The sequence below is a fragment of the Paraglaciecola sp. G1-13 genome (assembly GCF_055809255.1).
In genome coordinates, this window is sequence record NZ_CM147903.1 from 3,162,698 (window position 1) to 3,175,764 (window position 13,067).

Sequence of the window (13,067 nt, forward strand, 5' to 3'; positions counted from 1 at the left end):
CCCTGTATAATATTTTGCTGGTATTATCGTTCTTACTCAGAAAATCGCAATCTATAAGCCATACCTAAGTGTCAAACAAAGTAATCAATACCCCCTAAAGAGCCATTGACAATAGGTTGTTGTAATATCCCCTCAGGCACCTCACCATCGGCACTCCCCTGCTCTGAACTGCGTCCCGGTGCATCACCTGAGCCGCCACCGGCCGTTTGCTGTTCTTGTTCTTGGGATTCTTGTTCAACCGATGATTGACCTAACTCAATGCCTTTTTCTGCAAGCATCTCTTTTAATCTCGGCGCGGCGTTATCAATCGCCTCTTTCGCATGTATCGATTGCACCACAAAGCTCACGTTCGCTGATTCACCGCTGACTGACACTTTTACATGCATCGAGCCCAATTCAGCTGGGTCAAGGCGAATATCGGCAACCAACTGATTGGCATTCACCATGAAGCGTACTTTTTCAGCCAATTGCTGATGGGCCTCTGGTTTGGCCAAATTCAAGGCTTTGTCGAATTGTCCTTGCTGCAATTGATTGGCTTTGTTGTGTTCGACCATGTTAATACCTAGCTCTCGATAAGTCGCATTTGCCGTTTGCTGATGCGAGGCTTGCTCGAGTGCGGTGCTCATCAATTGCGCCACGTCCAATATTTGAGACACAGAGCGCGTCGCCAATTCTACCTGTTCTTGCTTATTAGAAAGCATATTGCTTGCCAACTCTGGTGACGCTTTTATGGCGTCATTCACCAAGGCTTTTAGATCGATGCCAGGCTCTCGCCCTTTTTCGAGCTGCGCTTTTACTTCATCTAAACCGGTTTTAAGGGCAGCGACAAAGTCAGCCGTGCCGCTGGGGTTGCCATCAGCGTCAACTTTATTAATAAGGGTGTTCAAATTTACATTAGCAGTTGAGCTTAATTCGGCGTCTGCTTGCAGCGCCCCTTTTAACATGGCATTACTTGTTGCGTCCCCTGCAGTGCTAGCGGTTCCTCCCTTTTGTAATTCTTTGGCAAGTAGCGCTAATGCACTTTCAAGCTTCTCGGGTGGTAACTGTAATAGCTTTTTCAATTCAGGCGCACTGTCTAACATTGCTAGTTGTTGCTGGGTTAAGTCACTTTCTAAGGCCAAGGGTTCGGTTTGACCAGTACTTTGCTCGCTTAATGCTGCGCCTTCAAGCAAATCAGCTGTGCTGACAGCCACAGCGTTCGCAGTCTCTGGAACGCTATTTAGGGCATCACCCTTAGCTGGCGTTGTAACGCTCATCAAGCTAACCACAGCTTCTGCAATACCTGCTAGCGCTTCATCGCTTATGACTTTATCTTGCTGGAGTAATTGCTTTTGTGCCAAATCCAGCGCAGCAAGTTCATTTTTTAGTGAGTCACTATCTAGCGCGCCTTCGCCTTTAGCGTCGAAGGTGCCTAAATCGTATAAACGTGAGCTGCCATCTACTTGTTGTTGACCCACAATCAGTGATTCTAATTCTTTAAGCAATTCTGGGTTATTCTGAAGTAGCGCCATCATTTTACCGACGTCATCATCAATGGTGAGCTCTGTTCCTTCATCAGCCACTTCGTGCCCAGGTACTAATGCCTTATCTGCATTCGCCTGAGTCTTTTCTCCGAAAATGTGATTTAACAAAGCCAGAAGCAATGCTTCCTCGTCGCCGTTCGCGCTATCAGCCAGTTTATTATCATTTAACGTGTTGACAGGAACGTCAGTCCCGCTTGCACTGGCAAGAGCGCTGTCTTGCCCTTTGCCGCTAATAGCGTCTTCACTATTGAGTGCAAGTTGTTCAATAATTGAAAGCCAGTGATTAGCATCTGCTTCATTTTTGCTACCCGTCGTGATTCGTGAATTTTCAGTATTGCCCTTTGAGGTATCAATTTGCTGTTTATCATTTGCCGTTAACCCAGTTTCATCAGGTGCGGTATCGACTGGCGAGTCAGATTTTCTTGTCTCTTTATTGTCACTCACTTTGCCAGTGTTAGCACTGTCGGGAGGGTTCTTGTGAGAGTACTCTTCTTTAGTGCCCAGATGTTTTTCCGGTGCCAGCTTATCTTTCGCCGTGGTTTTTGGCTCTGAGCTTAGTTTCGGTTGCGTAGTTTCTTTGGGCGAATGCTGAGTCTTATTTTCCTTGGCCAGCATATAGGCAAATTCATCCGCGTTTTGCAGCTTGGGTAGGCTTTCGTCACTCACATCAACCGCATAAGCGGCAACGTCTGATTTTGCGGTGGCAATATGTTGCAGCATCTAAAATCCTCTACACTCAAAAACGAATAACAATTTACTTTATTAAAAACAATACCTTAAAATATGATTCTGCATTACTGAATAGTAAATGTGGCAATTTTCACGTCTTAAGTATGCATTGTTTTGTGTACTTGCTAAGGGACACAGCAATCTTCATTCCAAAGTAACTCTAGGCACTTCGCTAATCATAAAGATGCTGAGATATTTTCGTACGCTGGTAGGTGCTAGGTGGTAGGTAATACCTATTCCAGTAAATAATTGCTGACTGATTAATTATTTGCTGGGGTTAGTATAGGCAACGAACTGAAATGATAGACATGCGAATGAAATGCGACGTTAATGGTCGCTTAGATACAATTATTTGCTACGGATGAATTTTTGTAACGCGAGCTCGTCAAGCATCTGTTGCTCTGCTCGATCCTGTTTTTGTTGTATCTTAAGGGCCTGTTTATCCAGTAGCATCTCGACTGCTTTTCGCTTTCTTTGCTGGGCAAGCCACTGTGTTTTACGCTGCTCAGCCACCACCAGCGCATTACTGACTTGTTTTGTTTGTTGTTCACAGGCCGCGTCAATTTTGCCGACAAATGACTGGTGCTGCCCGTAATTTTTGGCGGCTAACCCTAGCTGACCTTTTCGGATCCCTTCTTTCAAATAATTTACCCGATATTGCTCAAGTCCACTAAGTTTGTTTTGATTATCAACCACATTTTGCTGCGCCAACTGATAATCGGTCGCCATCTTTTGTTCTTTTCGTCGCTCCCAATCAGCGACCATTTGCAATTGCTTACTTACCGGCATTTCGAGCTCCGTGACTATATGGGGAAAACCTTATTAAAAAAGTCATCAATGCTAAGCAACTTATATTCTTTAAATAAACAGGCATTATACTGGCCCCAACCCGGTACCCAACTTAACCATCGTTTCTACACTCTCATCAAAGGGTAAGATTTGCTGCATGCCTTGTTGTAAAAAAGCATTGATCGCAGGCTCAGCCTTAATGGACAAATCAATGCGCGGATCGTTACCCCTGGTATAAGCACCAATACTGATGAGGTCACGATTTTGCTGATAAGTTGAGTAGACTTGGCGAATACGCCGCGCCACTTGAACATGTTCAGGGCTTACGACCATGGGCATCACTCGACTTATGGAGGCTTCGATATCTATAGCAGGGTAGTGCCCAGAGTCAGCTAATTGACGAGAAAGCACAATATGCCCATCCAAAATAGCCCTAGCTGAATCGGCGATAGGATCTTGTAAATCATCTCCTTCGGTCAACACGGTATAAAACGCAGTAATCGAACCTTGGTGTTCACCGCCATTTCCTGCACGTTCCACTAATGCGGGTAAACGTGCAAATACTGACGGCGGATACCCTTTAGTCGCTGGCGGCTCACCAACAGCAAGGGCTATTTCTCGCTGCGCCATGGCGTAACGCGTCAGTGAGTCCACTAGCAACAACACATTCATACCTTTGTCGCGAAAATACTCCGCGATAGTCACCGCGGTTTCACACCCTTTTAAGCGCATCAGGGGCGAGGTATCAGCTGGCGCAGCAACCACAACGGATTTTTGGCGCTCTTCATCGCCTAGTATATCTTGAATAAATTCTTTTACTTCTCGGCCCCGTTCACCGACCAAACCAACAACAACCACGTCGGCGCTTGTTCCTCGGGTCATCATACCCAATAATACGCTCTTACCCACGCCACTGCCGGCAAACAAGCCCATACGCTGACCACTGCCAACCGTGATCATACTATTTATGGCGCGCACGCCTACGTCCAGAGGCTCTCTGATAGGTTTCCTAGATAAGGGATTCATAGGTGGGCGCGTTAATGGCACACGTTTCTCAGCTTTAATGGCACCTAAACCGTCCAAAGGTTGGCCGTTTCCATCAACCACTCTGCCTAATAGCGACATGCCAACAGGTAATCCTTGTTCGCGATTAAGGGGTTGAACGCGTGAGCCTGGTACTATGCCTTTCACTGCTTGAGTGGGCATTAAATAGGTAATGTGTTCGGCAAACCCCACTACTTCAGCTTCTATTTCACCGTCTACAGTTTGTATTAAACATTGGCTCCCCACTGGCATTTGACACCCAACCGCTTCGAGGGTTAACCCGATACCACGCACCAACTTGCCTGCTGCAACGACCGGAGCTTGAGGGACTTGTTGCTGCAGTGCTTTAATATTCCCTAAGATATCCAGAGGCATAGCTAACTACTCGTCTTCGCTAGCATTAATAGTATCTAAGCCCTGCTCTAGCAGAAACTTGTCGAGCACGTCTTTAACGCGACGCTCTATGCTTACATCTACCGCATTGCTTTGTGTCACGATGTCGCAGCCACCTTGAGATAAATTGGGCGCTTCAATTAACTGCCATCCGTGTTTCTCAATTTCTTGCTCACTAAAGTGCTCAGTCACCAACACTAAATCATCTGGATGAAGGTGAATTTGATACTGGCGCTCATTGATCGGTAGCGCTTTTAGCCCTTCACTAATCGCATTAAAAATAATATCTGAGTTAGTTTTAATTTCGGCCCTAATCACTGATTTCGCTAGGGATACGGCCAACGAAACAAGTTCTTTCTGCAGTGTTTCTTCTACCAACGCAACCGGGTTGTGCAAGGTGTCTAACAGGCTGCGCCAGCTCTCTAATTGTTGATTAACACTTTCTTGAGCCTCGGCTAATCCTTGGGCTTTACCTTCTTCAAGTCCCTGCGCCAAGCCTTGTTCTTTGCCTTGTTCAACCCCTTCTTGATGACCCTTTTCTAAGCCCTCTTTTTTGCCTTCTTCAAACCCTTCACTTTGAGCAGCCTCTCGAATGGATTCGATTTCTTGAGCGGTAGGGGGCGCGAACTCCTCCTCTTCTTCTACTTGATTTTCAGGGGGTTCGTATTTCCAGTTCGAACGTCGATTTAACGCATTAGTCGTGGTTTCAACTGCCTTACGCTCATCTTCAACGAAAGGCAAATCCCAAGCGCTAATGTGTTTGTCTTGCTCACCATCGTAATCGTTCATTGCATGTCTTTGCTGTTAGCTAGCGTCTTATAAGAATTCATCACCGCCTCCGCCTCCAAGCATAATTTCACCCGCATCGGCTAAGCGACGAGCCACAGATAATATTTCTTTTTGCGCTGCTTCGACTTCACTTAAACGCACTGGACCCAGGGCTTCTAAATCATCAAGCAACATGTCTGCGGCTCGCTTAGACATGTTGGCGGTAATTTTAGTTTTGAGGGCATCATCTGCCCCTTTAATCGCTTTGAGTAGAGCGTCTTGCTGAACCTCACGCAAGATAGCTTGAATGGCTCGGTCGTCTACTTCTGCTAAGTTGTCGAATACAAACATAAGATCTTGAATTTGCTGACTCATTTCTTCGTCTTGTTCACGGATTGCATCCATCAACTGGCCTTCAATGTTGGTATCAAGGTAATTCATGATATCCGCTGCAGATTTCAAGCCGCCCATTTTTGCCGCCTGGGTGCCCGCTTGTCCAGCAAACTGCTTCTCCATGATTTCGTTTAATTCTTGTAACGCTGCAGGCTGGACTTCTTCTAGATTGGCTACGCGCATCATTAAATCTAAGCGCACTTTCTCTGGGAATTGGGCAAGAATTTCAGCTGATTGTTCAGCATCCAAATAAGACATAACAATCGTTTGAATTTGTGGGTGCTCATTGCGAATAATACTGGCAACCTGTTTTGAATCCATCCACTTGAGAGAATCAAGGCCTTTGGCACCGGTCCCCATCAAAATTTGATCGATAAGGTTCGCCGCTTTGTCTTCACCAAGGGCAGAGGTCAAAGCGCGTTTTACAAAGTCTTGGCTTTGGAAGCCGATGGTGCTGTATTTTTGAATTTCATCAATGAAGTGTTTATGTACAGCTGTGATTTTGGGCTGAGTCATATCATCAATTTGCGCCATCGCTTGACCTAACCTTTGTACCTGCTTGGGCTCAAGATGCTTAAGAATTTGGGCCGCATCTTCTTCCGTCAAACTGAGCAGTAAGATAGCTGCTTTTTCAACGCCTTCTAATTTTCCAACGTCATAACCGCTTTCTGCAGTTCCGGTTGTTGCTGGTGCTGTATTTTCATCTGGCATGATGTTTATCTCTTACTCGTAACTTAGATACGCGCTGCTTAGATTATTCGTCTTGTAACAACCAGTTTTTAACCACTTGCGAAGACAACTCTGGCTCGTTAGCCACCAATGCGCGAACAGCCTTCAGTACATCTTCGTCTTTGTGCAAATCAGGTAACATAAAGCTACCGTCAGCGGCAAAACCAACCTGTGAGTCATCAAACTCTTGCGACAACATACTGATGGTTTCATCACCTAAGTCTAACCCCTCATCTGCATCGAACTCATCTTTTGAGGTGGTCTCTTCAGGGTAAATAAGTTTACGTAGCATCGGACGAACCACGGCCAAAAGCAACACGATTATTACCAAACCGCCAATCACTAACTTCAGGATAGGCATAAATTTAGGGTCTTCCCAAATGGGCAGTTCTTCTAACGCGACCTCACCTTCCCGGCTAAAAGGAATGCTCACAACTTCCAGTGAATCACCGCGGGTAACATCAAAACCTATGCCCCCTTGTAACAAACGGCGGATATCAAGTAATTCAGCCTGCGAACGAGGAACAAGTGTACTTGTGCCGTCTTCACCTACTGTCGACACATGATCAAGGGCTACCGATACACTCAAGCGACGAATGACGCCAGTTTGCTGCTTAGTGTGGCTGATGGTGGTATCTAGCTCGTAATTTCTCGTTTCTTCTTTGTGATTACGCCCTGGTACTGTTGTTTGTGTGTTACTTGCGCTAGCTTCTTCGGGGATATTCGAATCGAGCGGAGGTTGATTGGTCAAGGCACCAGGTATACCACCTAACATGCCGCCAACACTGTTGTCTTCTACTGTCATTTCACTGCGCACAGCAGGTAAGTCAGGATTGTAACTGCGTTTGGTTTGCTCAACAGCGGTAAAGTCCATGGTCACATCAGCTTGAGCGGTATAGTTACCCAGACCAAGAACGGGGATCAAAATAGAATCAATTTTCTGCAAGTACTCAGTCTCGCGCTTACGCTCCATTTCAAACTCTTTTTTACTTCTCGCCGCTTCACTGTCTTGTGAACCTGAATTGAGAAGCCGCCCATTGCTGTCGGTTACTGTGACACGCTCAGGCTCTAAGCCCTGCACCGCAGATGCAACAATGTCCACGATAGAGCTCACCTCTTCATTGCCCATTATCGCACCGCGTCTTGAGGTTACGACGACGGTAGCGCTGGCTTTTTTCTCACGGCGGGCAAATACATTCTCTTTCGGCAAAGCCAGTAATACTTTCGCACGCGTTACCGCGCTCATTTCTTCCAATGTGCGCGCTAATTGTTGTTCACGCGCATGCTTTAAACGTACCTTTTCAACACGTTGGCTCACACCGAATCCCATATCTTGCATGATGATGTCGGTGCCTTCAGACACGCCTTGGCTTAGGCCTTGGCGAGCCATACCTAACTTAATATTTTGATATTGATCAGCGCTGACATAAACAGTATTACCTTCAAGGCGGTAATCCACTTGGTTCTGGTCAAAATAATCTAACGCTTCAATCAACTCTTGGGTTTGCATCTTCGCTAGCGGACGATAATCAGGCTCCTGTGCCCAAATCATAATAAATACCGCTATCGCCACACATATGACTAAAGCCACAACGAGTGTCAGTTGACGAACCATGTCGGTGGAGCCAAGTGAATCCATAAAACCAGATTTTTGCTCTGCTTCTGAACCACTTGAATATGGATCCGCGCCGGCATTGCTCATTGCCAATTCTGTACCTGTTGCTTCTGCCACGAGTTAGCTCCTAAACCGGCATGTTCATAATGGTTTTGTAGGCTTCGAGTACTTTGTTACGTACTTGAATAGTGGCCTCAAACGCTATACTAGACTTTTCTTTCGCTACCATGACATCCGCTAAACTGAGACTTTTATCTCCCATTTCAAAGCGCTCTGCTTGGCTTTTAGCGTCTAACTGCATAGAGTTGACTGACTCAATCGCTTGGCCAAGCATATCGGCAAAGTTTTCCCCTGATGGATTGACCTGGATACCATTCAAGCTGGCAGGATTGATTTCACCTAATCCTGCTTTGCTTTGCAAAGCCATGCTTTGCATGTCTTGATAAAGAGATTGTGCCTTGATATCCATGATGTGCTCCTGGCGAATTGATGAGATGACGGTATTCAGTCTCAACCAGTTAAAAGCAAAGTTAGTGCCAATAAAAATAAACCATGTATTTCAAGGCTTTACATTGATTTTAGCACGATATGAAAACATGACGGTTTATTGACATAAAACTAAAGTTTACTGATTTATGTGAGTAACAATCGTAACGAACCGGTAAACGGGAGTAAAAGAATGAGAAGTCTACTTTAGGGGTAAAAAAACCGCCTATCGTTTAGGCGGTCAATGGTGGTATTACGTTAGCCGTAGTGCAGTGCCAACACTTACATTTTGATTATTTGTAAAACGGTTTAGGCTGGTAACTCAATACCTACTTCGCGCATTTTAGCTAATTTATAACGCAGTGTGCGTGGGCTAATCCCCAATCGTTCTGCTACGTCTTTCCTGCGTCCTTGGCAAGACTGTAAGGTGTCCAAGATAATTTGATGCTCTTGCTGACGAAGCTCCGAACCTAATTTACTTTCATCTTCTTCAATAATTTGTTCGTGGTTATTGTTTAACTCACTTTCAATCGATTCAAGCATAAGATCATCAGCTTCGATTTTTTCGCCATCGCATAAAATGAGCGCTCGCTGCACAACATTTTCTAATTCTCGTACGTTGCCAGGCCAGCTATGCTGTAACATTTTACTGCGCGCTGAAGAAGAAAAGCCGAGGGCGCTCGCACCTTGTTTACTACGATGACGAGCCACTAAATGCTCCGCTAATGGCACTATGTCCCCTGGGCGTTTATCAAGGGGCGCCCACGTTAGCGGAAATACGTTAAGACGATAATACAAATCTTCACGGAATAAACCCTCGTCCACCGTTTGGCGAATATTCCGGTTACTAGTAGCCACGACACGCACATCCAGTGGGATCATTTTACGGCTACCGAGGCGCTCTACTTCTTTTTCTTGGAGTACGCGCAGTAATTTAGCTTGCAAACCTAAATCCATCTCACTTATTTCATCAAGCAAAATGGTGCCACCTTGGGCTTGTTCGAACTTGCCTGGGCACGCCTGAATAGCGCCAGTAAAGGCACCTTTATCGTAACCAAACAACGTTGCTTCAAGCATATTTTCAGGAATAGCGGCGCAATTTATTGCCACAAATGGCTGATCCGCCCGAGAAGACTGATCGTGAATGTACCGGGCTAACACCTCTTTGCCTGAACCACTTGGCCCAAGCACCATAACGGTTGCATCAGATTGCGCGACTCGTTGGGCGAGTTGCAGTAACTTGACACTACTTGGGTCAGCAACAATGGGGTCGTATGAGAGAACTTTTTGAGCAGGCGCATAACGCCCTACTAGATTCAGCAATACTTCTGGCGCGAAGGGCTTTGATAAGTAATCCGTTGCGCCATCGCGCATAGCCGTCACTGCATCGTCGATGGTGGCATAGGCTGTCATCAATAGCACAGGAACATTTGGATATTTGTTTTTTAAGCTGCGTAATAGCGATAATCCACTCATTTCGCCCATTTGAATGTCGCTCACGACCAGATCGATAGCTTCTTCATTCATCATCATCATACCGCGCTCTGCGCAGTCTGCAGCTAATACGTTATATCCGCCAAGTAATAGCGTGTCGACTAAAGCTTCACGCAAACCTGCATCATCTTCGACAATAAGGATCGTTGTTTTAGACATAAAATTAACTCCTCGCCTGTTGGGCGTGAATGTTTGTTGCTCCAGCGGATAAGCCGTCATCTGCGGTTCGCGTTAATATGGGCAGCACGATAGTAAAACATGCGCCACCAGAGGCTAAGTTTGAAACACTGACTTCGCCCTGATGAGACTGCACGACGGTTTTAACGACAGCTAACCCCAGCCCTGTACCTTGGCTGCGAGTGGTAAAAAACGGTTCAAATATATGATCAATCTTGTCTTTGGGGATACCGGGGCCGTTGTCAGTCACTGTTAAGCGCATGCAATCAGGCTTTAGGTCATCTCTTTGAGCGCTAAAAACAATGCGAGCACCGTTTGGTTTGGCAATCAGCGCGTTGTGAATTAAGTTTTGCAACGCACCGCTTAAAGCAGTCTTGTTGCCGATAAAATGAATATTTGGCTCGGGTAATATGATATCTAAGATACCGCCACTCCTATTGAGCATGGCTTCACTGCCAGCTTTCACTTCACGCATCATGTCCTCAAGAGAGATATCCACGAGTACTTGTTCATTGCCACTTTTGGCGAACAGTAGCATGTCGTTTACTTGGCCTTCTAAATCACGTAAACGAGAGAGCAATTTATCACTGAAACGCTGGCGAGACTCCTTTGCCAAATCTCCGCTAGATAAGTTAGCGGCATATAACATAGCTGCAGATAACGGCGTGCGAATTTGATGAGCCAATGAGGCGACCATTTTGCCTAAAGAAGACAATTTTTGCAGGTGGCCGATGCGCTGTTGAAGTTGGCGCGTTTCGGTCAAATCCGTCAATACAATGAGCTGACCTGGTTCGTTTACCAAGGGAGTGATAGACAATTTTACTTTGCGACCGTCAAACAAGGACACTTCATGCCCATCGTCAGCTTGAGGTTTAAAAGAGCGCTTGATGATATTACGCCACACTTGCCCTTCCAACGGCTCACCCAACAGTGATTTAGCTAAATGATTGGCCTGCTTCACATGGCCTTTACCATCAATAACTACCACACCTGCAGGCATGACTTGTAATAAGTGTTCCAACCTAGTGGCTTGTTGACGCAGAGCCTGAATGTCTTGCGTGGTGTCAATTGGACCAAGCGAGGAAGTGCTATTTACATCAACAGAATTTGAGAACGATATAACAGCCCCTTTTGAAGAAGGTGCCTGAGTCGTGTTTTGGGTCTGTAAATTACTTAATGCCATATGTTCCTCACGTCAAAACTTAGACAGATTGAATACAGCTGTAAGGTAAGCACATCCTATGCCAATAAAATAATAGTGAAATATCAATTAGTTACTGAAAAAAATGTGTCATTTTTTTGTCGAAGGAGGGTTTGCGAATATTCGAAAAGAGAAGCTAGGCTTTGCTAATATCGTATTTCCGCATCTTTTCTACTAAGGTGGTACGGCGCATTCCTAGCACTTCGGCTGAGCGAGCAACGACCCAGTCCTGCTGCTCCAATGCTTGGGAGATTAAGCTGACTTCCATCTCTGAAATATACTCTTTGAGGTTAATCCCCTCTGGAGGTAATTCAGTAGAATTATTGCTCTCGTCGTAGTTTTCGTCACTGTCACTTTCTGCGTCAGCTGAAAACAAGGCGTTAAGCGCTTCGCGCTCGAGTAATTCTTCTGGGTAGTCAGGCTCATAATCATCAGCATCTAAATGCTGGTATTTATGTGGTAAATCCCCGACATCAATTAATTGGTTGGGGTATAAAATCATCAGGCGCTCAACAAGGTTAGATAGCTCTCTAACGTTACCTGCCCAACTATGCTCCATGAGCGATTTCATCGCATTTTCGGTAAATTTGATCTGAGCGTTTTCTCGCTCCATGCGTGAAACGAGTTCCTGTAAAAGAAGAGGAATATCTTCGTGCCGCTCGCGCAGTGCCGGGCTATCGATAGGAAAAACGTTCAAGCGATAATATAAATCCTCTCGAAAGCGCCCTTGCTCAATCATTTCTTCGAGATTTCTGTGTGTTGCAGCAACGACCCGAACGTCACAGCGAATAGGCTTCATTCCCCCTACCCGTTCATAAGTGCGTTCTTGCAGCACACGTAACAATTTCACTTGCATTTGCAAAGGCATGTCGCCGATTTCATCTAAAAATAGGGTGCCGCCTTCGGCCAATTCAAAACGGCCTTTGCGAGAACTCACGGCGCCCGTAAATGCTCCTTTCTCATGACCGAACAGTTCACTTTCAAGCAACTCGCCAGGTATGGCCCCACAATTAACTGGAATGAAAGGGCTTGTACCACGCTTCGACAAATAATGTACGTTACGAGCAATGACTTCCTTGCCGGTTCCTGATTCACCGAGAATAAGTACGTTTGCGTCAGTCGGCGCGACTTGCTCAATAAGGTGCCTTACACTTTGAATTTGATTGCTTTTGCCCACTAAACTGCGAAACAGTTTTGTTTTATTTTGCGGTGTGGTGTTGCGGTTGGGTTGCATCCGACGATGCTCTTGGCATCGATGTAACATTTGCGTCAGTAACGGGTAAGTCACTGCCCCATCAACGGTGCCTACTCGGTTGGCACCGGACTTAAAATTTGGATCTTTACTATCAACTAGAATAAAAGGTTGCTGGGGAAATTTATCACACAGCTCACCCGCTAAATCAATATTCAGAGCATCAATCAATACAGCATCAAAAACAGGATGAGATTTGAGAGTACTGACAGCTTGCTCGAATGCGATAGCAGTACTGCTTTCACCGAGAAAGGTCAATATGGTGTTCAGATTATGCCCGAGCGTGGGTCGCCCACTGATAATCAGAATATTACTCATGCAGCCCTCAATATTTTCGTGTTAATTAACTGTTTTACTTCTGGTTTTAATTTTAACCATTCATTGGTGATTAGCAATAGAGGAATGAGGGCTAAATTTAAAGGTTATAAAAATTAAAAATAAATCCCAAGTATAACAAAGAGTTAAAAAAATCAT

At 45.5% G+C, this 13,067-nt stretch carries 10 protein-coding genes; all 10 read right to left on the bottom strand.

The features are described from left to right. Window positions 1–71 precede the first annotated feature (71 nt). The 10 genes from AC0L6N_RS13445 to AC0L6N_RS13490 all read right to left on the bottom strand — a co-directional run bounded on the left by AC0L6N_RS13445 (window position 72) and on the right by AC0L6N_RS13490 (window position 12,911). Window positions 72–2,243 (bottom strand): flagellar hook-length control protein FliK, encoded by a 2,172-nt coding sequence (locus AC0L6N_RS13445; protein WP_473475169.1) that lies wholly within the window; start codon window positions 2,241–2,243, stop codon window positions 72–74. A gap of 357 nt (window positions 2,244–2,600) precedes the next feature. After that, window positions 2,601–3,041 carry a flagellar export protein FliJ gene (gene fliJ / locus AC0L6N_RS13450; protein WP_473475171.1) on the bottom strand — a complete coding sequence of 147 codons (441 nt, stop codon included), beginning with the start codon at window positions 3,039–3,041 and terminating at the stop codon, window positions 2,601–2,603. A gap of 84 nt (window positions 3,042–3,125) precedes the next feature. Continuing rightward, window positions 3,126–4,460, bottom strand: a complete 1,335-nt coding sequence (fliI, locus tag AC0L6N_RS13455) for a flagellar protein export ATPase FliI (protein WP_473475173.1) — start codon at window positions 4,458–4,460, stop codon at window positions 3,126–3,128. A gap of 6 nt (window positions 4,461–4,466) precedes the next feature. Beyond that, complete coding sequence (fliH, locus tag AC0L6N_RS13460; RefSeq protein ID WP_473475175.1) at window positions 4,467–5,267, bottom strand: flagellar assembly protein FliH; 801 nt, start codon at window positions 5,265–5,267, stop codon at window positions 4,467–4,469. Between the two features lie 27 nt (window positions 5,268–5,294). Beyond that, on the bottom strand, window positions 5,295–6,350 hold the full coding sequence (gene fliG / locus AC0L6N_RS13465) for a flagellar motor switch protein FliG (protein WP_011575792.1): 1,056 nt from the start codon (window positions 6,348–6,350) through the stop codon (window positions 5,295–5,297). Window positions 6,351–6,393: 43 nt separating this feature from the next. Beyond that, window positions 6,394–8,100, bottom strand: a complete 1,707-nt coding sequence (gene fliF, locus AC0L6N_RS13470) for a flagellar basal-body MS-ring/collar protein FliF (RefSeq protein WP_473475177.1) — start codon at window positions 8,098–8,100, stop codon at window positions 6,394–6,396. A gap of 10 nt (window positions 8,101–8,110) precedes the next feature. After that, on the bottom strand, window positions 8,111–8,452 hold the full coding sequence (fliE, locus tag AC0L6N_RS13475; protein ID WP_011575794.1) for a flagellar hook-basal body complex protein FliE: 342 nt from the start codon (window positions 8,450–8,452) through the stop codon (window positions 8,111–8,113). A 326-nt stretch (window positions 8,453–8,778) separates the two neighbouring features. Further along, window positions 8,779–10,122 (bottom strand): sigma-54-dependent transcriptional regulator, encoded by a 1,344-nt coding sequence (locus AC0L6N_RS13480; protein ID WP_011575795.1) that lies wholly within the window; start codon window positions 10,120–10,122, stop codon window positions 8,779–8,781. A 4-nt stretch (window positions 10,123–10,126) separates the two neighbouring features. Continuing rightward, window positions 10,127–11,323, bottom strand: a complete 1,197-nt coding sequence (locus tag AC0L6N_RS13485) for a sensor histidine kinase (protein ID WP_473475180.1) — start codon at window positions 11,321–11,323, stop codon at window positions 10,127–10,129. A 154-nt stretch (window positions 11,324–11,477) separates the two neighbouring features. Beyond that, complete coding sequence (locus AC0L6N_RS13490; protein ID WP_011575797.1) at window positions 11,478–12,911, bottom strand: sigma-54 dependent transcriptional regulator; 1,434 nt, start codon at window positions 12,909–12,911, stop codon at window positions 11,478–11,480. Window positions 12,912–13,067 lie beyond the last annotated feature (156 nt).